Raw genomic sequence first — 18875 nt, 5'->3', positions numbered from 1 at the left:
CGAAGGAAGAGCCGCAACAACTCCTCCTTCGACTGTCCGAAGTCCGCCATGTCCGAGCACGAATCCGCCCCGCACAACGTCGCCGCCAACGCGATGAACAGTACTTCCAGCAGATCATGCCGGGCATTGTCCGCGCGCGGGTCCGGCAACCGCCGAAAGGCCTTTCTGAACTTCTGCATCCGACCCCCTCCGTCTTCCGGGAGTCGTCTTCAGAATCCGTCTTGCCTTCCAATGCAATAGCTAGACAAAACCCATATGCGATTCCCCTGCCTGGAGGGGGAGGGTCGGCTCATATTGGGCGCAGCGAAATATGAGACGGGTGGGTGACAGTCTCTCAACGGCGACGGCGCCCGAGTGGAGAGATCGCCCCACCCCGCTCGCGCTATGCGCGATCGACCCTCCCCCTCCAGGGGAGGGTAAGAGACTCACATCCGCTGCATCGACACCGACACCTTCGGGCCGTTCTTGATGGTCTGATAGACCACGCAATATCGCTCGGTCAGCTTGAGCAGGAGATCGAGCTTGTCCTGCGGCGCCGATGTATCGACCTCGAAGCGCAGACGGATCTCGGCGAAGCCGACCGGGGTCTCCTTGTCGACGCCGAGCGTGCCGCGGAAATCGAGATCGCCCTCGGCATAGACGTTGCCGGTCTTGAGCGGCACCTCGATCGCAGTCGCGACCGACTTCAACGTGACCCCGGCACAGGCGACGAGCGCCTCGAGCAACATGTCCCCGGAGCAAAGCTCGAGGCCGGAACCGCCGGTCGCCGGATGCAGGCCGGCAAGCGCGATGGCGCGGCCGGTCTCGACCTTGCAGGCGATGCCTTCGCTGTCGGTGGAGCCCTTGGCCTTCAGCGTGATCAGTGCGGTCTTGGGATCGGTCTTGTAGCGCTCCTTGATCGGAGCCTGCATCTGGCGCAGCCCTGCAGCGTCCATTTTCGTTCTCTCCCGGAAAATTGCCCCCTCGATGTACCGGTTCAGAGCGAAATTGTCACCACCACATGGCCTGACCGGGACCCTGGGTTGCGTCACGGTCGGGCACGTTGCGGTCGAGCGAACGGTCGAGTGACGTCAGCACACTTCGCTTGAAATTCTCGAACAGCGGCGAATTGCGGTCGCGCGGCCGGCCGAGATTGATCTCGATCTGGTCGAACAACCGGCCCGGCCGCGGCCGCATCACCAGCACGCGGTCGGCCAGCACCACGGCCTCGTCGACGTCGTGTGTGACGAGGATGAGGGTCGGCCGCGTGTCCGCCCAGAGGTCGAGCAGATGATCCTGGAGATCCCTGCGGGTGAAGGCATCGAGCGCGGAGAACGGCTCGTCGAGCAGCAGCACCTCCGGCTGCGGCACCAGCGCGCGTGCGATCGCAACCCGCTGCGCCTGTCCGCCGGAGAGCTCGCGCGGCCAGGCCTGCGCCTTTTCCGCCAGCCCGACGCGTTCGAGCGCACGCGCGACCTTCTCGCGGCGCTCGGCCGCGGGCAGATCGGCGAGTCCAAAACCGATATTGTCGGCGACGCTGAGCCAGGGCAGCAGCCGCGGCTCCTGGAAGATGATGCCGATCTTGGCATGCGGCGAGACGATCGCCTCGTTGTCGAGCGTCACCGTGCCAGCGCTGGCGCGATCGAGGCCGGCGATGGCACGCAGCAGCGTGGACTTGCCACAGCCGGAGCCGCCGATGATGGCGATGATCTCGCCCAGCCTGATTTCAGCGGAGAAGCGTGAAAGCGCCTGCACGCCGTTGGGATAGGTCTTGCTGACCCGGTCGAGCGCCAGCATTGCCTCAAGCTCCCTTCGCGCGCCCGAAGGCATCCTGCCAGCGCAGGAACGGCGCGGCCGCGACCTCGATCAACCAGTCCGTGAGCTTGCCGAGGATGGCGAAGATCACGATGGCGGCCAGGATCTGCGCGGGCTTGCCGAGCTGCTGGCCGTCGAGCAGGAGATAGCCGAGGCCTTCGGAGGCGCCGATCAGCTCGGCCGCGACCACGAACATCCAGCCGAGGCCGAGACCGACGCGCAAGGACACGACATAGGCCGGCAGCACCGCCGGCAGCAGGATGCGGCGGATCATCGCGAAGCCGGAGAGGCGGAACGTGCGGCCGACCTCGACGATCTTGCGATCGACCGAGAGGGTCGCGCCCATCACGCCGAGATAGACCGGAAAGAACACGCCGACCGCGATCAGCGCGATCTTCGAGGTCTCGAAGATGCCGAGCCAGAGGATGAACAGCGGCACCCAGGCGAGCGACGGAATCGCGCGCAAGGCCTGCACGGTCGGGTCGAGCAGCCGCCGCGCCAGCGACCAATAGCCGGAGATGGCGCCAAGCAGCGTGCCCGCGACCACGCCGAAGGCGAAGCCGAGCCCGACGCGCCACAGCGTCGCCGCGATGTGGCGGACCAGCTCGCCGGAGCGCGCGAGCTCGGTGATCGTGGCAAACACGCGCGAGGGCGGCGGCACCAGGCGCCCGTTGGACCAGCCGGACCAGACCACGAGCTCCCAGCCGAGCGCAAGCGTCAGCGGCAGCAGCACGCCCAGCATCGGCCGCGCATAGCGCGACAGCCGCGACGGTGCGGCGGCACTTTCGGCGGGTTCCGAAGATTGTTGCAGGACTGGCGCGTCGGAGATCATGGCCGGTAGGAAGCGCGTCTCGGGCGGGAATGCAACACTACTCTTGCCGCGGCCGCTGCTGTCGTCCCGGCGAAGGCCGGGACCCATAACCACAGGAAGGGGTTTGAGGCGAAGACGGTCACTCCGAGTCCTCGCAACCACATCTTCCTGTGGTTATGGGTCCCGGATCTGCGCTTCGCTTGTCCGGGAGACAGCGGAGTTTGCAGCGCCGTGCCTGCCTCTTCCCTGCCAATCAATTCGTCGGCAGCGGGACCTGATCGTCGATCAACGCATCCAGCGTCGCCTTCACGTCGACCTTGGCATCGACGACACCGGCTTGCTGGAGGGCGAGGCCGGCGGCGAGGATCGACTCGCGCTGGGGCGCGCCGATGCGGCTATGGGTGAGCTCGGTGCGCTCCTTGAGCTGCTTGTCGACGACGGCCTCGGGGAGTTTTGTGACCGCGATGAAGGTCTTCTTCAGCTCGTCGTAATTGGCCAGCGAATATTTGCGCGCCTCTTCGTACACGGCGAGGACGCGGCGGGCAGCGTCGGGATAGTCCTTTAAAAACTGCTCGCGCACATTGAGGATGCCCCAGGTGTTGGCTTCGGCCTTGCGGTAGAACAGCTTTGCGCCCTCTTCGACCTCGGCCTGCGCCATCATCGGATCGAGGCCGGCCCAAGCATCGACGTCGCCGCGGATCAGCGCGGTCTTGCCGTCGGCGTGCTGGAGCAGCACCGGGGTGATGTCCTTTTCGGTGAGGCCCGCCCCTAACAGCGCACGCACCAGGAAGATGTGCGGATCGGTGCCGCGCGTCACCGCGACGCGCTTGCCCTTGAGGTCTGCGACGCCGGCAATCTTGGAATCCTTCGATGTCACCAGCGCCGTCCACTCAGGGCGCGAATAGACATAGATCGACTTGATCGGGTTGCCGTTGATGCGGGCGACCAGCGCCGCCGAACCCGCGGTCGAGCCGAAATCGATCGAGCCGGCATTGAGGAATTCGAGCGCCTTGTTGGAGCCGGCCGACTGCACCCAGGTGACGGTGATGCCGTCCTTGGCGAACTCCTTCTCAAGGAGCCCCTTCTGCTTAAGAACCATCGACACCGGATTGTAGGTCGCCCAATCGATGCGGATTTCCTTGAGCGGATCGGCCGCCTTGGCCGCGGGGGTCACGGCGAGCGCAACCGCTCCCGCCAACAGAATGCGTCGTGTAATTCCGGTCATGCCCAGCCTCCTCCAAAACTTCATTGTTTTTCAATGAGTTATATCTAGAGGTCAACGAGAAAATCCGCCCCTCGAAAGCGCGCCGGCCGAGAACAGATTTGCCCAAAGCCGCGCCTTTCCAGCATGGAACGACTATTGCCAGAGAATGGCGGGTGACAGCGCCTGTCACCTCTTATATCCGGTGGGACATGGACAGCGTCGCGACTGAGCACAAGGCCGAGGTGGATGATCGTTTCGACACTGCGCGGATCACCGCCGCGGTCGATGCGCTTGCCGAAAAGCACCAGGGACGCGAGGACGCGTTCCGCACGGCCATGGCGCAATTGCTCAAGGCCGAGCTGATCGCGGCACGCGCCGCGGCACAGGAAATCCTTCTGAAGGACCGCCACGGCCGTCGCTGCGCCGAGCGGCTCTGTCACGTGCAGGACGAGATCATCCGTATCCTGTATTCGGCGGCGACCCGCCATCTCTACCGCTCGCCCATCCCGAGCGGAGCCGAGCGCATGGCGGTGGTCGCGACCGGCGGCTACGGCCGCGGCCTGATGGCGCCCGAATCCGACATCGACCTGTTGTTCATCCTGCCCTACAAGCAGACCGCCTGGGGCGAGCAGGTCGCCGAAGCTATCCTTTATTGCCTCTGGGACATGGGGCTGAAAGTCGGCCACGCCACGCGATCGGTGGACGAATCCATCCGGCAGGCGCGCGGCGACATGACCATCCGCACCGCGATCCTGGAGACGCGCTTCCTCACCGGCGACAAGCCGCTCTATGAGGAGCTGGTCGCGCGCTTCGACAAGGAGGTCGTGCAGGGCACCGCATCGGAATTCGTCACCGCCAAGCTCGCCGAGCGCGAGGAGCGACACCGCCGCGGCGGCCAGTCGCGCTATCTGGTCGAGCCCAACGTCAAGGACGGCAAGGGCGCCTTGCGCGACCTGCACACGCTGTTCTGGATCGCCAAATACGTCTACCGCGTCCGTGACACCGGCGAGCTGGTCGAGCGCGGCGTGTTCGATGCGCAGGAATACCGCAGCTTCCGCCGCTGCGCCGATTTCCTCTGGTCGGTGCGCTGCAATCTGCATTTCTACTCCGGCCGCGCCGAAGAGCGTCTCTCCTTCGACCTCCAGCGCGAGATCGCTGTGCGGCTCGGCTACACCTCGCATCCCGGCATGCAGGACGTCGAGCGCTTCATGAAGCACTACTTCCTGGTCGCCAAGGAAGTCGGCAACCTCACCGCCATCCTCTGCGCCAAGCTCGAGGACCAGCAGGCCAAGCCCGCGCCGGTCTTGAGTCGGATGATGGCGCGGCTGCGGCCGACCGCGGCGAAGCGGCGCGTCCCCGACAGCGACGACTTCATCGTGGACAACAACCGCATCAACGTTGCCGCACCCGACGTGTTCAAGCACGACCCGGTCAATCTGATCCGCATCTTCCGCCTCGCGCAGAAGAACAACCTCGCCTTCCATCCGGATGCGATGCGCGACGTGACGAGATCGCTCGGCCTGATCAACGCGCAGATGCGCGAGAATCCCGAGGCCAACCGGCTGTTCATGGAGATCCTGACCTCCGACAACGCCGAGATCGTGCTGCGGCGGATGAACGAGACCGGCGTGCTTGGCCAGTTCATCCGTGCCTTCGGCAAGATCGTCTCCATGATGCAGTTCAACATGTATCATCACTACACCGTCGACGAGCACCTGATCCGCTGCATCGGCTTCCTCCAGGACATCGAGCGCGGCGGCATCGAGGAATTCGCTTTGGCCAGCGACCTCATGCGCAAGTCCCGGCCCGAGCACCGGTCGGTGATCTACATCGCAACGCTGCTGCACGACGTCGCTAAGGGCCGGCCGGAGGACCACTCGATCGCCGGCGCCAAGGTGGCGCGACGGCTGTGCCCGCGGCTCGGGTTCAGCCCGGCCGACACCGAGCTCATCGCCTGGCTGATCGAGGAGCATCTGACGATGTCCACGGTCGCACAGTCGCGCGACCTCTCCGACCGCAAGACCATCGAGAATTTCGCCGCCGTGGTGCAGTCGGTCGAGCAGATGAAGCTGCTGACGATCCTGACCACCGCTGACATCCGTGGCGTCGGTCCCGGGGTGTGGAACGGCTGGAAGGCGCAACTCTTGCGCTCGCTGTACTACGAGACCGAGCCGGTGCTGACCGGCGGCTTCTCGGAGGTCGACCGCGGCAAGCGCCTCACCGCCGCCTACGCTGAATTCCGAAATGCCTTCGCCGAATGGCCGGCGGAGGAGCTCGATGCCTATATCGGCCGGCACTATCCGGCCTACTGGCTCAAGGTCGAGCTGCCACGAAAAATTCGCCACGCCCGCTTCGTCCGCTCCAGCGAACAGGCCGGCCATAAGCTCGCGATCAATGTCGGCTTCGACGAGGTCCGCGGCGTCACCGAGTTGACGATCTTCGCGGCCGACCATCCGTGGCTGCTCTCGATCATCGCCGGCGCCTGCGCCTCGGCCGGCGCCAACATCGTCGATGCCCAGATCTATACCACAACCGACGGGCGCGCGCTCGACACCATCTCGATCTCGCGCGAATACGACCGCGACGAGGACGAGGGACGGCGCGCCACGCGCATCGGCGAGATGATCGAGGACGTGCTGGAAGGCAAGCTGCGCCTGCCTGAAGTGGTGGCGCGGCGCACGGTGCGCAGCAAGGCACGGCCCTTCGTGATCGAGCCTGAGGTGACCATCAACAACCAATGGTCCGACCGCTACACCGTGATCGAGGTCTCCGGTCTCGACCGGCCCGGCCTGCTCTACGAGCTGACCACCGCGATCTCGAAGCTCAACCTCAACATCGCCTCGGCCCATGTCGCGACCTTCGGCGAGCGCGCCCGCGACGTGTTCTACGTCACCGACCTCCTGGGTGCGCAGATCAGCGCGCCGACCCGCCAGGCCGCGATCAAGAGCGCGCTGACCCATGTGATGGCCGGCGACAAGGCGGTCCAGCCGGCGGCGTGACCTTCCTTCGTCACTCCGCGCTCGCGGCTAATGGGCCCTGCCCCCTGACTATCATCGCGCCGACTTTTGCTCAGAGTGTCGTAGCGCGTTCACGAGCGCAGACAGCGCGGCTGGTTGATGCTGACGACTGGGATAATACATGAAGAAGCCGGGAATTAGCGGCGTCCAATCCTCCAGCACCCGAATAAGGCGGCGCTTCGCAATATGTTCGGCGACCTGCTCTTCATAGGCGAGCCCGATACCAACTCCGGCGAGCGCCGCCTGAATCACCAGGTGAGTGTCGTCAATGATGAGCGGGCCATTCACGTTGATCGTGACCGACTTTCGTCCTTGCTCAAACTCCCACCGATATGGACCACCTGCAAGACGCAGGGTAATGCACCGATGATCGCTCAGGTCCCTCGGCTTTTCGGGGATGCGTCGTGAAGCGAAATAGCGTGGCGACCCTATGACCGCCAATCGCAGTTCGGGCGTGACACGAACCGCGATCATGTCCTTTTGAATGTACTCGCCAAGCTGAATACCGGCATCGAACTCGCCTGCAACGAGGTCCACTGGGCCAGTGACGGTGACGACGTCCAGAACGATGTCGGGGTAGGCCTCAGCGAAAGCTCTGAGCCGCGGTAACAGTACCATCACCGCAGCCGATCGCGACATCACAATTCGAAGGCGGCCTTCGGGCCGGCGCCGAATGCTTCGGGCCTTGTCGAGGGCATGACGGATTTGCTCAAGGGCCGGAGACAGATCCTCCAGGAGAGCCGCTCCCGCAGCGGTCGGTGCAACGCTCTTGGTCGTTCGAGCGAGCAGCTTCAGTTCGAGCCGTTGCTCAAGCCTCCGGATCGTATGGCTCAAGGCAGACTGAGACACACCCAGCTTTATCGCGGCGCGTGTAAAGCTTCGTTCGCGGGCCACGATTGCAAACGCGGCGAGGTCGTTCATTTCGTCTGTCATCATCATGAATATCGCTCATGAGCCCATGCCATTCAAGACACCTAGTCTCATAAGTCACCTCGCCGTAGGTTTTGCGCGAGCACGGGAGACGACCTGCAACACTTTTCTGCGCGATGGGCAGGTCGACGCTCGGCACAGCTGCCGGACCGCATGAATGAGTCCGGTGCAAGCGCTTTGAGGATGACAATGGATACGGACGTTCCCGCCTTGCGCTCGCTTGCGCAGACCTATTTCGACGCTGCCTATGAAATGGATGCTGAGAAGTTTGCATCCATATTTCACCCCTCGAGTTCCGTGACGAAGGTGGCCGAGGACGGCAAATTGGGCGTGACGCCGATTGCGTCCTGGCTGGCAGTGGTCCGCAACACGAAAGCTCCGAAGCAACTGGGCTTCGAGCGGGAAGATCAGATCCTATCAATAGACGTTGAAAGCGAGCTCGCGCTCTTGAAAGTCAAACTGCGTATTCCGCCGCGTTCCTTCACGGACCTGCTGTCGTGCTTGAAGGTGAACGGGACCTGGAAAATAGTGCAGAAAGTGATGACGTCGAAAGTCTGACGGATTCGTTACGGCAGGCAGCGTCCATGAGGCAGGTGCGGCCACAGGCACGGTCCGCTCAATCCATTCTCAAACTGACTTTCAGACCTGCACTCCCTCATGCCGCAGCAGCCAGCGCTTGCGCTCGAGCCCGCCGCCGTATTTCACCAGCGAACCGTCGGCGCCGATCAAGCGGTGGCAGGGCAGCACCACGCTGATCGGATTGGAGCCGTTGGCATGACCGACGGCACGAATGGCTTTTGGCACATCGATCTTTGCGGCCAGCGCGCCGTAGCTCATCGTGGTGCCGGCGGGGATGTGAGCCAGCGCGTTCCAGACCTTCTGCTGAAACGGCGTGCCGGCGATACGCCATGCGATGGCCGAGAGCTGACCGAGATCGCCTTCGAAGTAACCCGATAACGCCGTTCGCATGGATGCAGGCGCAGGCCGGTCGCTGAGATCGACCGCACCGTAGTGCAAGCGCAAGAGCTCGCGCATGCGATGCTCATAGTCTTCCCAGTCCAGTGCGCGTAGCGCACCCTCGGCATCGGTGACGAGCAGAGCAATCCCGATCGGCGTCGTCAAGCGATCGAGGCCGAAGCTTGCAGACGGTTTGGTTGATCGCCCGGGCATGGCGGCACCATAGCATCGAAACATGCCATCGCACTTGCCATGCCGGCCGTGCTATCGTCCACCCGAAAGCTGACGCTGGGGGAGCTCAACTTGATCCTGATCGCCAATATCCTGGTGGCGCTGGTCGCCGCGCTGCACGTCTTTTTCCTGATCCTGGAGATGTTCCTCTGGGACAAGCCGCAGGGCCTGAAGGTGTTTCGCAATACGCCGGAGAAGGCCGAGATCACGAAGGTGCTGGCCGCCAATCAGGGCCTCTATAACGGCTTCCTCGCCGCCGGCCTGATCTGGGGTCTGGTCCACGGCAACCCGGCCTTCGCATTCCAGATCAAGGCGTTCTTCCTGCTTTGCGTGATCGTGGCCGGCGCCTATGGCGCCGCGACCGTCAGCAGCCGCATCCTGATGGTGCAGGCGCTGCCGGCGGCGGTCGCGCTGGTCGCGTTGTTCCTGGCCTGAGACGCCTGCCCCCTCGGCCTGAGACGCTACGGCGCAGCGCCGCGATCCTTGCGCGGCGGCGAACCTTCCTCCACAATCTTCGGCAGCGATGGCGACCGTTGCAATCGACGGGAAAAGACCATCGGCCGAGAATTCCGTCAGGAGGAACAACCAACATGACCAATCGCAGAGCCTTCTTAGCTGCCACGACAGCGCTCGCCTTCGCGTTCACCGCGAACCAAGCCTTCGTAAGCCAAGCCTTCGCCCAGAAAAAATACGACACCGGGGCGACCGACACCGAGATCAAGATCGGCCAGACCGTGCCGTTCTCCGGCGCTTACTCCGTCTACGCCAATATCGGCAAGACCCAGGCCGCCTACTTCAAGATGATCAACGATCAGGGCGGCATCAACGGCCGCAAGATCAATCTGATCCAGTATGATGACGCCTATTCGCCGCCGAAGACGGTGGAGCAGGTGCGCAAGCTCGTCGAGGGCGACGAGGTGCTGTTCACCTTCCAGCTGATCGGCACCGCGGCCAACGCCGCCGTGCAAAAATATCTCAACGGCAAGAAGGTGCCGCAGTTGCTGGCCTCGACCGGCGCGGCCCGCTTCAACGATCCGCAGAACTATCCCTGGACCATCGCCTACAATCCCAACTACGTGTCCGAGGGGCGCATCTACGCCAAATACATTCTCAAGGAGCATCCGAACGCCAAGATCGGCGTGCTCTACCAGAACGACGACATGGGCCGCGACTATCTCGCGGGCCTCAAGAGCGGCCTCGGCGACAAGGCCGCAAGCATGATCGTCGGCGAGGTCTCCTACGAGGTCACCGACCCGACGGTCGATTCCCAGGTGGTCAAGCTGAAGTCGATGGGCGTTGACGTGTTCTTCGATGCCTCGACGCCGAAATTCGCCGCACAGGCGATCAAGAAGCTCGCCGACCTCGGCTGGACGCCGGTACACATCCTCGACATCAATGCGAGCCCGATCTCGGCGACGCTGAAGCCGGCCGGCCTCGACATCTCCAAGGGCATCATCTCGACCCAATATGGCAAGGAGCCCAGCGATCCGCAGTGGAAGGACGATCCCGGCGTGAAGGCCTTCTTCGCTTTCATGGACAAGTATTTCCCGGAAGGCGACAAGCTCAACACCGTCAACACCTACGCCTATTCCGTGGCGGAGCTGCTGGTGCAGGTCCTGAAGCAATGCGGCGACGATCTGACCCGTGAGAACATCATGAAGCAGGTCGCCAACATCAAGGACTTCACGCCGAGCTTCGCGCTGCCCGGCATCAAGATCAATACCGGGCCGAACGACTTCCGCGTCAACAAGCAGATGCAGATGATGAAGTTCAACGGCGAACGCTGGGAGCTGTTCGGACCGATCATCGAGGACACGGGACCGTCGGGCTAGTCCCGATCTCGTAGGGTGGGTTACGCCCAGCGGACGACGCTTCGCGCAGCCTGCAAGGCTAACCCACCCTACGAACGCCCACCTTGCGTCGCAACAATCGCTCCTCCACACTCGCCCTCAGCGATGGCATCGGATGCGCAAGCGCGCGCCGAGAGATCATCGGCAAAAACAGACTGAGGGAATTGCGAATGAGGAATGGAATGCTGCATCTGGCCACGGCCACGGCGCTTGCTCTGGCGCTGTCAATTTCAGCGGCCAATGCCCAGAAGAAATATGATCCGGGCGCCAGCGACACCGAGATCAAGGTCGGACAGACTGTGCCGTTCTCGGGGCCGGCATCGGCCTATGCCACGATCGGCAAGACGCAGGCCGCTTATTTCAAGATGATCAACGACCAGGGCGGCGTCAACGGTCGCAAGATCAACCTGATCCAGTATGACGACGCCTATTCGCCGCCGAAGGCGGTGGAGCAGGTGCGCAAGCTCGTCGAGAGCGACGAGGTGCTGCTGACCTTCCAGATCGTCGGCACGCCGTCGAACGCAGCCGTGCAGAAATATCTCAACTCCAAGAAGGTGCCGCAGCTGTTCGCCGCCACCGGCGCCTCGAAGTTCACCGATCCCAAGAACTTCCCTTGGACCATGGGCTACAACCCGAACTATTTCGTCGAGGGCCGCATCTACGGCCAGTACGTCCTGAAGGAGCATCCGAACGCCAAGATCGGCGTGCTTTATCAGAACGACGATCTCGGCAAGGACTATCTGAACGGCATCAAGGCCGGCCTCGGCGACAAGGCTGGCAAGATGATCGTGACGGAAGCGTCCTACGAGGTCTCCGATCCGACCGTCGACTCGCAGATTCTCAAGATCAAGGATGCCGGCGCCGACCTGTTCTTCAGCGCGACCACGCCGAAGCAGGCCGCGCAGGCGATCAAGAAGATCGCGGAGATGGGCTGGCATCCGGTGCAGATCGTCGACATCAACGCCACTTCGGTCGGTGCGGTGATGAAGCCGGCGGGCCTGGAGGCATCCAAGGGCGTGATCAGCGTCAACTACGGCAAGGATCCGCTCGATCCGGCCTGGAAGGACGATGCCGGCATGAAGAAATATTTCGACTTCATGGCGAAGTACTATCCTGACGGCGACAAGGATTCGAGCTTCAACACCTATGGCTACGGCACCGCCCAGCTGCTGGTGCACGTGCTGAAGCAGTGCGGCGACAACCTGACGCGCGAGAATGTCATGAAGCAGGCCGCCTCGCTGAAGGACTTCATCGGCGACACCGCGCTGCCCGGCATCAAGGCCAACACCTCGGCGACCGACTACCGCGTCAACAAGCAGCTTCAGATGATGAAGTTCAACGGCGAGCGCTGGGAGCTGTTCGGCCCGATCCTGGAGGATGCGGGTCCGGCGGGTTAGCTTCTCACGCAACTTCGTAGGGTGGGCAAAGGCGCGCAAGCGCCGTGCCCACCATCTCTCCACAATCGCGACGTAAGTGGTGGGCACACACCGGGATGCGCATTCGCGCACCCCGGGGCTTTACCCACCCTACGAGCTACTCCGGTATCTCCCCAAAATTCTTCCCGATCGGCAGCACGGCGTGCCGGATCAGCCGCGAGTCCTCCACTGCGGCCTGGCGGTGCTTCACCGCCTCGCGGTAGACGGGATCGCGGATCATCTCGACGAAGGCTCCGACATCAGGATATTCGGCGATGAAGCAATGGTCCCAGCGCTCGTCCTGCGGGCCGATCAGCATCAGCTCGAATCTGCCCTGCCAGATGATGCGGCCGCCGAGGCGTTCGAACACCGGGCCGCTCTCGCGGCCATAGGCCGCGTAGGCTTCGGCGCCGCTTGCCTTGCGGCCATCCGGATAGGCCGCCTCCTTGCGCAGACGCACCAGGTTGAGCATCTGGATCGGCCCGGGACGGTCGTTCTCCCGGAATTGCGCGAAAATCTCCTTGGTCGGATCGATATGGCCCATGAGCACTCCCTCTTTTGTGCCGCTGATCCTAGCTCCGGCGCCAAAACAGCGGAACTGCGGGGTGCGAATGCCTCACCTCCTAATCACGCGTTAACGCCGGGGTAACCGGGCCTTAAACAGCGACCGCTAGCGTGCGGCGGGGCGGGCTGACCGGGCGTTTTTGCGTATGGCGTGGGGAAAGAAAAAGGGTGGGCGGAAGGAGCCGCTGTTCGGCTTGCCCGCGGCGCTCGCCGATCTGCGCCTGACCCCTGCGGACCGCATCCCCGGCGGCGACGACAAGCCGAAGAAATCAACGAAATCATCCGCCAAGCGCAAGAGCGAGGATTCCGGTGACGAGCCGCCGCGCGAACGGAAGGCGCCGGCCAGCCGCAGCGGTGCCAAGCGGCGCACCAAGTCGCGCATCGGCGCCAGCATCGGCCGCCTGGTCTATTGGGGCGCGGTGCTCGGCCTGTGGGGCGCGATCGCCGTGATCGGCGTCGTCATCTATGTCGGCGCCCATCTGCCGCCGATCCAGTCGCTGGAGATCCCCAAGCGGCCGCCGACGATCCAGATCGTCGGCATCGACGGCAGCATGCTGGCGCAACGCGGCGAGATGGCCGGCGCCAATGTCTCGCTGAAGGATTTGCCGCCTTACCTGCCCAAGGCGTTCATCGCCATCGAGGACCGCCGCTTCTATTCGCATTTCGGCATCGACCCGATCGGCATCCTGCGCGCCCTCGTCACCAACGTCATGCATCGCGGCGTCTCGCAGGGCGGCTCGACGCTGACGCAGCAGCTCGCCAAGAACCTGTTCCTGACCCAGGAGCGCACCATGCAGCGCAAGCTGCAGGAGGTAGAGCTCGCGATCTGGCTCGAGCGCAAGCATTCCAAGAACGAGATCCTGGAGCTCTATCTCAACCGCGTCTATTTTGGCTCCGGCGCCTATGGCGTCGAAGCCGCCGCGCAGAAATATTTCGGCAAGTCGGCGAAGAACGTCACGGTTGCCGAGGCCGCGATGCTGGCCGGCCTTGTCAAATCGCCCTCGCGCCTCGCGCCGAACCGCAACCCCGAAGGCGCCGAAGCCCGCGCGCAAATCGTGCTCGCGGCGATGGCGGATGCAAAGTTCATCACCGATGCGCAGGCGCAGGCCTCGATCGGCCATCCCTCCTACAATGTGAAACCGGTCGGCGCCGGGACGGTCAATTACGTCGCCGACTGGATCGGCGAGGTGCTGGACGATCTGGTCGGCCAGATCGACGAGAGCATCAAGGTCGAGACCACGATCGATCCGAAACTGCAGAGCGTGGCGGAAGCCGCCATCATCGACGAGCTCGCGGCCAAGAGCGTGAAGTTCAATGTCAGCCAGGGCGCGCTGGTGGCGATGACGCCAGATGGTGCGGTGCGCGCCATGGTGGGCGGGCGGAACTATTCCGAGAGCCAGTACAACCGCGCTGTGACGGCAAAGCGCCAGCCGGGCTCCTCGTTCAAGCCGTTCGTCTATCTGACCGCGCTCGAGCAGGGCCTGACGCCTGATACGATGCGCCAGGACGCGCCAATCGAGGTCAAGGGCTGGCGACCCGAGAACTACACTCATGAATATTTCGGCGCGGTGACGCTGACGCAGGCGCTGGCGATGTCCCTCAACACCGTCGCCATTCGCCTCGGCCTCGAGGTCGGACCGAAGAATGTGGTGCGCACCGCGCACCGGCTCGGCATCTCCTCCAAGCTCGAGCCGAACGCCTCGATCGCGCTCGGCACGTCGGAAGTCTCGGTGGTCGAGCTGGTCGGCGCCTACGCCCCCTTCGCCAATGGCGGTCTCGCGGTGGCACCGCACGTCGTCACGCGGATCAAGACGCTGGGCGGCAAGCTGCTCTACATGCGCCAGCCTGAGGAGCGCAATCAGGTCATCGACCCGCGCTATGTCGGCATGATGAACGCGATGATGCGCGAGACGCTGATATCAGGCACCGCCAAGAAGGCCGAGATCCCGGGCTGGCCCGCGGCCGGCAAGACCGGCACCAGCCAGGATTACCGCGACGCCTGGTTCATCGGCTACACCGCAAGCCTCGTCACCGGCGTCTGGCTCGGCAATGACGACAATTCGCCGACCAAGAAGGCGACCGGCGGCGGCCTGCCGGTGGAAGTCTGGTCGCGCTTCATGCGCACCGCGCACGAGGGTGTGCCGGTGGCGGCATTGCCGAGCACACAAGGTGGCTGGGGCCTGTCGAACCTCGCGCAGGCGGCTTCGCAGGTGTCGCCGCCGACGTTGGCAGCGCCCGGGCCGGCACCCGCAAGCAATGGCGGCTATCGCCCACCGCCGACGCGCGCCAATGCGCGGCCGGAGGCTGCGGCAGGGCTCGATGGCTGGCTGATGGACCGGCTGTTTGGCGGAAACCGTTAGGCGCGGCCTGAGGTCCGCGTGGCCTCAAGACAAAAACTGCGAAAACAACCCCATGCACAGTAGCCCGCGCTAACGATATCAACGGCTTGCGCGGGCCGCACAGACGCCTGAACTGCGCCTCGAAGTCAGCTCCATCACTTCGACAAGTCCTGCCAATCACGGCAGGATCAACCGAGGTGAGCTACTCCCAAAAGCAAAAACACCAGCCGCTCCACTCTCCGCTGTCATTCCCCGCGAAAGCGGGGAATGCAGCACGCCGCGGCTTCTCGATTCAATCAGCGCCGTCTCGGCGCGCTGGATCGCCCGGTCAAAGCCGGGCGACGACACCTTTCAAGACGTTTGTAGCGCGTCCCTAATCCTCGACCCCATACCGGTGCAGATCGTTGCCGTAGGTATCGAGCCACTTCTTGGCGCGCTCCATCGACGGGCAGACTTTTCCGCACACGCGCCAGAACCGCGCCGAGTGGTTCATCTCGACGAGATGAGCGACCTCGTGCGCGGCGAGGTAGTCGAGCACGAAGGGCGGCGCCAGGATCAGGCGCCAGGAGAACGACAGCGAGCCGGCCGAGGTGCAGGAACCCCAGCGGCTGGACTGATCGCGGATCGAGAGGCGCTTGACCCTGACGCCGAGCTCGGCGGCGTAAGCCTCCGCCGATCGCTGCAGGTCGCGGCGCGCCTCGCGCTTGAGGAAGTCGCTGACGCGGCGATCGACATGCTCGAGCCCGCCGGCGACGCAGAGAATGCGCTCACCGCTGTCGCGCATCTCGGTCCACACCGTGCCGCGCGTGCCGGCGCGATGAACGATGCGATGCGGGGTGCCACGGAGCGGTATCACCGTGCCCGGCTGGAACGGCGCAGCCTTCGGCAAGCGACCGAGGCGCGCCGCGATCCACGCACCGTGGCGCTGCGCGAAGTCTTTCGCCTCGGCCAGCGTGCCGCGCGGCGGCATGGTGAGGATGGCTTCGCGATCGCTCGGATGAATTCTGAGCGTGTAACGGCGCGCGCGGCGGTGCCGGCGCAATCGGATGGCAAAAAATTGCGATCCATGGGTGATCAGGACGGTCTTGGGTTCGTGGGGCCGCCGATAGAGGAGAGCGCGAGTGGCCATGTCTGTCAGTCCGGGGGGCAGGAGGGCGCCCGGATTCTGCCATAACCGCCGCCAGGGAAAGCGCTCGGCGCAAAAACAAATCATTTGCCCAATATACAGGGGTCTGACGTCCGGGAGACCCTACAGACTGGGGTTGGAACCGGCTTTTTTCGCCCCCGCTGGACGCATGCGGCACCCCCAAGGGGTGAGGGAAGACTCACTCCTATAAAGCTACCTAAATACCGCGAATTTGGAGAGAACCAGGCCCGGCCGGAGCCTCCGGCGGGGCCTGAATTTTCGACGGGAAAGCCGAAAACGAAGGTTATTCGGCCGCGAGAGCCTGCAATGAACTCGGATTCGCAGCTGAGACCATGAAGTCATGGATTCGCGGAACGATTTCCGACTTGAAGCGCGAGCCGTTGAACACGCCGTAATGTCCGACGCCCTTCTGGACGTAATGGACGCGGCGATGATCGGGGATCGAGCTGCACAATGTGTGCGTCGCTTCGGTCTGACCGAGACCCGAGATGTCGTCGTTCTCGCCTTCGACCGTCATCAACGCCACGCGCGTGACCTTGGAGGGGTCGACGCGTGTTCCGCGATGCGTCATCTCGCCCTTCGGCAGCGAATGTTTCACGAAAACGGTGTCGACCGTCTGCAGGTAATACTCGGCGGAGAGGTCCATCACCGCGAGATATTCGTCATAGAACTCGCGATGCTTGTCGACGAGGTCGCCGTCGCCCTTCACCAGATGGGCAAAGAGCTGCTTGTGGGCGTCCATGTGCCGGTCGAGATTCATGCTGATGAAGCCGTTGAGCTGCAGGAATCCCGGATAGACGTCGCGCATCATGCCGGGATGCGGGAACGGCACCTTGGTGATGACGTGGTTGCGGAACCAGTCGATACCGCGCTCCTGGGCGAGATTGTTCACCGACGTCGGATTGCGACGGGTGTCGATCGGGCCGCCCATCAGCGTCATCGAGGTCGGCACGAAGGGATCGCGCCGCGCTTCCATGATCGAGACGGCGGCGACCACCGGCACGGAGGGCTGGCACACCGCCATGACGTGGGTGTTGCCGCCGAGGACGTGCAGCATCTCGATGACGTAGTCGATGTAATCGTCGAGATCGAAGCGGCCATCGCTGAGCGGCACCATGCGGGCATCGGCCCAATCGGTAATGTAGACCTCATGTGCGGGCAGGAAGGCCTCGACCGTCCCGCGGAGCAGCGTCGCATAATGCCCGGACATCGGCGCCACGATCAGCACGCGCGGCTGCGGGCTGCGCAGGGGACGAGCGAACTTGCGATCGAAGTAGAGCAGCCGGCAGAACGGCTTTTCCCAGACTGAGCGGACCTCGACGGGGACGCGGATGCCGTTGACCTCGGTGTCGTCGAGGCCCCATTCCGGCTTGCCGTAGCGGCGCGTGGTGCGCTCGAACAATTCGCAGGCCGCGGCAACCGACTTGCCGACCTCGGTGCGCGCCCAGGGGTTGAGAGGATTCTGAAACAGCAGCTTGGTCGCGTCAGTGACCGCACGTGCCGGATTGAGAGAGGCGTGCGCCATCTCGTACATCCAGTACATCGGCGTCGTCAGGACCGGACTGCCTTCTGCAGCCAGGGGCGGTGCGCCGCCGAACTCACCAATAGGCATCGCTATATCCCTCTTCGCATCGCAGCATACTGCCGAATGCGCAATATTGCGTCAATGCATGGTTCCGTACATCTACGTGGCTGAGACGGGTAAATCGGCCTGAATCCACGGGAAAGTGACGTTATTCGCCGCCCGACAGCAGCGAGCCGTGCTTCTTGGCGCTGCGCAAAAGGGCAAGGAATGCCCAAAAAGATGCAACCAGGAGTACTACGTTGATGGCCAACGCCTCCAGCATCAGATCGGTCCTAAAGGTCTGCTCGATCAGCAGCGCGCGCATCCCCTCGAAGGCATAGGTCGGCGGTAATGCCCAAGCGACGTACTGCAGCCAGACCGGCAACACGCTGACGGGATAGTAGACGCAGGCGAGCGGCAGGATCGCGAACATCAGGGTCCAGACGATGCTCTCGGCGCCGAGGCCGTTTCGCAGCACGAGACCCGACACGAAGATGCCGACCGACCAGCTCGTGAAGATCAGATTGCAGAAGAATGCGATCAGCGGCAGGCCCAGGGCATAGACATTGAATTGAAACATGAACAGCGCGAGCAAGGTCATCGGAATGATCCCGATCGCAAGCCGAATCAGGCTCATGACCATCAGCGACAGCAGAAACTCGATCGGCCTCAAGGGGCTCATCATGAGGTTGCCGATGTTGCGCGCCCACATCTCCTCCAGGAACGAGATGGAGAAGCCGAGCTGCCCACGGAACAGGATGTCCCAGAGGATGACGGCGCCGATCAGCGTGCCGCCGGCGCGCGCGAAGAAATTGGAATTCTCGGCGATGTAGTACTGGATGAAGCCCCAGGTGATGACCTGCAGCGCCGGCCAGTACAGCAATTCGAGCAGCCGCGGCCAGGACGACAGCAGGAGGTACCAGTAGCGCAGGATCATCGCGCCGATGCGATGGACGGAGATGCCGCGGTGGAGGGTGAGGTCGGTCATGGCACGCTCCCGTAGCCCGGATGGAGCGCAGCGCAATCCGGGAATCGTGCCACATGCGACAGGG

The 18875-nt window shown here is 63.6% G+C and carries 17 protein-coding genes; 6 read left to right on the top strand and 11 right to left on the bottom strand.

Translation table 11 applies throughout. From position 1 onward, the window contains the following. From A3AS_RS43640 to A3AS_RS0120980, 5 genes are all read right to left on the bottom strand, one after another. A partial coding sequence (locus A3AS_RS43640; RefSeq protein WP_018319412.1) for a transposase family protein occupies positions 1-179 on the bottom strand: 179 nt, incomplete at its 3' end. Between the two features lie 246 nt (positions 180-425). Continuing rightward, the gene (locus A3AS_RS0120995) at positions 426-935 is read right to left on the bottom strand and encodes an OsmC family protein (protein ID WP_026202201.1); all 510 of its coding nucleotides are present in this window, start codon (positions 933-935) and stop codon (positions 426-428) included. A 55-nt stretch (positions 936-990) separates the two neighbouring features. Continuing rightward, positions 991-1776 (bottom strand): ABC transporter ATP-binding protein, encoded by a 786-nt coding sequence (locus A3AS_RS0120990; protein ID WP_018319533.1) that lies wholly within the window; start codon positions 1774-1776, stop codon positions 991-993. 4 nt (positions 1777-1780) lie between these two features. Next, the gene (locus A3AS_RS0120985) at positions 1781-2626 is read right to left on the bottom strand and encodes an ABC transporter permease (RefSeq protein ID WP_018319532.1); all 846 of its coding nucleotides are present in this window, start codon (positions 2624-2626) and stop codon (positions 1781-1783) included. A 232-nt stretch (positions 2627-2858) separates the two neighbouring features. Next, positions 2859-3830 carry an aliphatic sulfonate ABC transporter substrate-binding protein gene (locus tag A3AS_RS0120980; RefSeq protein WP_018319531.1) on the bottom strand — a complete coding sequence of 324 codons (972 nt, stop codon included), beginning with the start codon at positions 3828-3830 and terminating at the stop codon, positions 2859-2861. Between the two features lie 188 nt (positions 3831-4018). Between A3AS_RS0120980 and A3AS_RS0120975 the strand changes: the two genes are divergently transcribed. Beyond that, entirely contained in the window at positions 4019-6808 is a 2790-nt protein-coding gene (locus tag A3AS_RS0120975) for a [protein-PII] uridylyltransferase (RefSeq protein ID WP_018319530.1), read from the top strand. 51 nt (positions 6809-6859) lie between these two features. Here A3AS_RS0120975 and A3AS_RS0120970 read toward each other — a convergent pair whose 3' ends face one another. Then, positions 6860-7762 (bottom strand): LysR family transcriptional regulator, encoded by a 903-nt coding sequence (locus A3AS_RS0120970; RefSeq protein ID WP_026202200.1) that lies wholly within the window; start codon positions 7760-7762, stop codon positions 6860-6862. A gap of 183 nt (positions 7763-7945) precedes the next feature. Between A3AS_RS0120970 and A3AS_RS0120965 the strand changes: the two genes are divergently transcribed. Further along, entirely contained in the window at positions 7946-8314 is a 369-nt protein-coding gene (locus A3AS_RS0120965) for a nuclear transport factor 2 family protein (protein WP_026202199.1), read from the top strand. 81 nt (positions 8315-8395) lie between these two features. Here the strand turns inward: A3AS_RS0120965 and A3AS_RS0120960 are convergent, their stop codons facing one another. Beyond that, a complete protein-coding gene (locus tag A3AS_RS0120960) occupies positions 8396-8926 on the bottom strand; it encodes a methylated-DNA--[protein]-cysteine S-methyltransferase (RefSeq protein WP_018319527.1) in 531 nt (176 codons plus the stop codon). A gap of 39 nt (positions 8927-8965) precedes the next feature. Here A3AS_RS0120960 and A3AS_RS0120955 point away from each other — a divergent pair, with 39 nt between their 5' ends. The 3 genes from A3AS_RS0120955 to A3AS_RS0120945 all read left to right on the top strand — a co-directional run bounded on the left by A3AS_RS0120955 (position 8966) and on the right by A3AS_RS0120945 (position 12191). After that, positions 8966-9379 carry a DUF1304 domain-containing protein gene (locus A3AS_RS0120955; RefSeq protein WP_018319526.1) on the top strand — a complete coding sequence of 138 codons (414 nt, stop codon included), beginning with the start codon at positions 8966-8968 and terminating at the stop codon, positions 9377-9379. A 155-nt stretch (positions 9380-9534) separates the two neighbouring features. After that, on the top strand, positions 9535-10776 hold the full coding sequence (locus A3AS_RS0120950) for an ABC transporter substrate-binding protein (protein WP_018319525.1): 1242 nt from the start codon (positions 9535-9537) through the stop codon (positions 10774-10776). 188 nt (positions 10777-10964) lie between these two features. After that, complete coding sequence (locus A3AS_RS0120945; protein WP_026202197.1) at positions 10965-12191, top strand: ABC transporter substrate-binding protein; 1227 nt, start codon at positions 10965-10967, stop codon at positions 12189-12191. A gap of 136 nt (positions 12192-12327) precedes the next feature. On the opposite strand, the gene A3AS_RS0120940 is transcribed toward A3AS_RS0120945, so the two are convergent. Then, a complete protein-coding gene (locus A3AS_RS0120940) occupies positions 12328-12753 on the bottom strand; it encodes a DUF1330 domain-containing protein (protein ID WP_018319523.1) in 426 nt (141 codons plus the stop codon). 166 nt (positions 12754-12919) lie between these two features. On the opposite strand from A3AS_RS0120940, the gene A3AS_RS0120935 reads away from it, so the two are divergent. Beyond that, positions 12920-15133: a transglycosylase domain-containing protein gene (locus tag A3AS_RS0120935; protein ID WP_018319522.1), complete on the top strand. Its 2214-nt coding sequence runs from the start codon at positions 12920-12922 to the stop codon at positions 15131-15133. Positions 15134-15485: 352 nt separating this feature from the next. Here the strand turns inward: A3AS_RS0120935 and A3AS_RS0120930 are convergent, their stop codons facing one another. The 3 genes from A3AS_RS0120930 to A3AS_RS0120920 all read right to left on the bottom strand — a co-directional run bounded on the left by A3AS_RS0120930 (position 15486) and on the right by A3AS_RS0120920 (position 18811). After that, positions 15486-16325: a M48 family metallopeptidase gene (locus A3AS_RS0120930; RefSeq protein ID WP_018319521.1), complete on the bottom strand. Its 840-nt coding sequence runs from the start codon at positions 16323-16325 to the stop codon at positions 15486-15488. Positions 16326-16542: 217 nt separating this feature from the next. Continuing rightward, positions 16543-17871 (bottom strand): polyhydroxyalkanoate depolymerase, encoded by a 1329-nt coding sequence (locus A3AS_RS0120925; protein WP_018319520.1) that lies wholly within the window; start codon positions 17869-17871, stop codon positions 16543-16545. A 121-nt stretch (positions 17872-17992) separates the two neighbouring features. Further along, on the bottom strand, positions 17993-18811 hold the full coding sequence (locus A3AS_RS0120920; protein ID WP_018319519.1) for an ABC transporter permease: 819 nt from the start codon (positions 18809-18811) through the stop codon (positions 17993-17995). Between the last annotated feature and the right edge of the window lie 64 nt (positions 18812-18875).

The organism is Bradyrhizobium sp. WSM2793, from assembly GCF_000379585.1.
GTDB lineage: Bacteria > Pseudomonadota > Alphaproteobacteria > Rhizobiales > Xanthobacteraceae > Bradyrhizobium.
Note: the sequence above shows the minus strand (reverse complement) of the source record. Positions and strands in the feature narration are given on the sequence as shown.

What these genes read in the sequence shown, in the direction of transcription:
- A3AS_RS0120995 (WP_026202201.1), bottom strand. Translation starts at nt 935, where the DNA reads ATGGACGCTGCAGGGCTGCGCCAGATGCAGGCTCCGATCAAGGAGCGC.
- A3AS_RS0120990 (WP_018319533.1), bottom strand. Translation starts at nt 1,776, where the DNA reads ATGCTGGCGCTCGACCGGGTCAGCAAGACCTATCCCAACGGCGTGCAG.
- A3AS_RS0120985 (WP_018319532.1), bottom strand. Translation starts at nt 2,626, where the DNA reads ATGATCTCCGACGCGCCAGTCCTGCAACAATCTTCGGAACCCGCCGAA.
- A3AS_RS0120980 (WP_018319531.1), bottom strand. Translation starts at nt 3,830, where the DNA reads ATGACCGGAATTACACGACGCATTCTGTTGGCGGGAGCGGTTGCGCTC.
- A3AS_RS0120975 (WP_018319530.1), top strand. Translation starts at nt 4,019, where the DNA reads ATGGACAGCGTCGCGACTGAGCACAAGGCCGAGGTGGATGATCGTTTC.
- A3AS_RS0120970 (WP_026202200.1), bottom strand. Translation starts at nt 7,762, where the DNA reads ATGATGACAGACGAAATGAACGACCTCGCCGCGTTTGCAATCGTGGCC.
- A3AS_RS0120965 (WP_026202199.1), top strand. Translation starts at nt 7,946, where the DNA reads ATGGATACGGACGTTCCCGCCTTGCGCTCGCTTGCGCAGACCTATTTC.
- A3AS_RS0120960 (WP_018319527.1), bottom strand. Translation starts at nt 8,926, where the DNA reads ATGCCCGGGCGATCAACCAAACCGTCTGCAAGCTTCGGCCTCGATCGC.
- A3AS_RS0120955 (WP_018319526.1), top strand. Translation starts at nt 8,966, where the DNA reads ATGCCGGCCGTGCTATCGTCCACCCGAAAGCTGACGCTGGGGGAGCTC.
- A3AS_RS0120950 (WP_018319525.1), top strand. Translation starts at nt 9,535, where the DNA reads ATGACCAATCGCAGAGCCTTCTTAGCTGCCACGACAGCGCTCGCCTTC.
- A3AS_RS0120945 (WP_026202197.1), top strand. Translation starts at nt 10,965, where the DNA reads ATGAGGAATGGAATGCTGCATCTGGCCACGGCCACGGCGCTTGCTCTG.
- A3AS_RS0120940 (WP_018319523.1), bottom strand. Translation starts at nt 12,753, where the DNA reads ATGGGCCATATCGATCCGACCAAGGAGATTTTCGCGCAATTCCGGGAG.
- A3AS_RS0120935 (WP_018319522.1), top strand. Translation starts at nt 12,920, where the DNA reads ATGGCGTGGGGAAAGAAAAAGGGTGGGCGGAAGGAGCCGCTGTTCGGC.
- A3AS_RS0120930 (WP_018319521.1), bottom strand. Translation starts at nt 16,325, where the DNA reads ATGATTTGTTTTTGCGCCGAGCGCTTTCCCTGGCGGCGGTTATGGCAG.
- A3AS_RS0120925 (WP_018319520.1), bottom strand. Translation starts at nt 17,871, where the DNA reads ATGCCTATTGGTGAGTTCGGCGGCGCACCGCCCCTGGCTGCAGAAGGC.
- A3AS_RS0120920 (WP_018319519.1), bottom strand. Translation starts at nt 18,811, where the DNA reads ATGACCGACCTCACCCTCCACCGCGGCATCTCCGTCCATCGCATCGGC.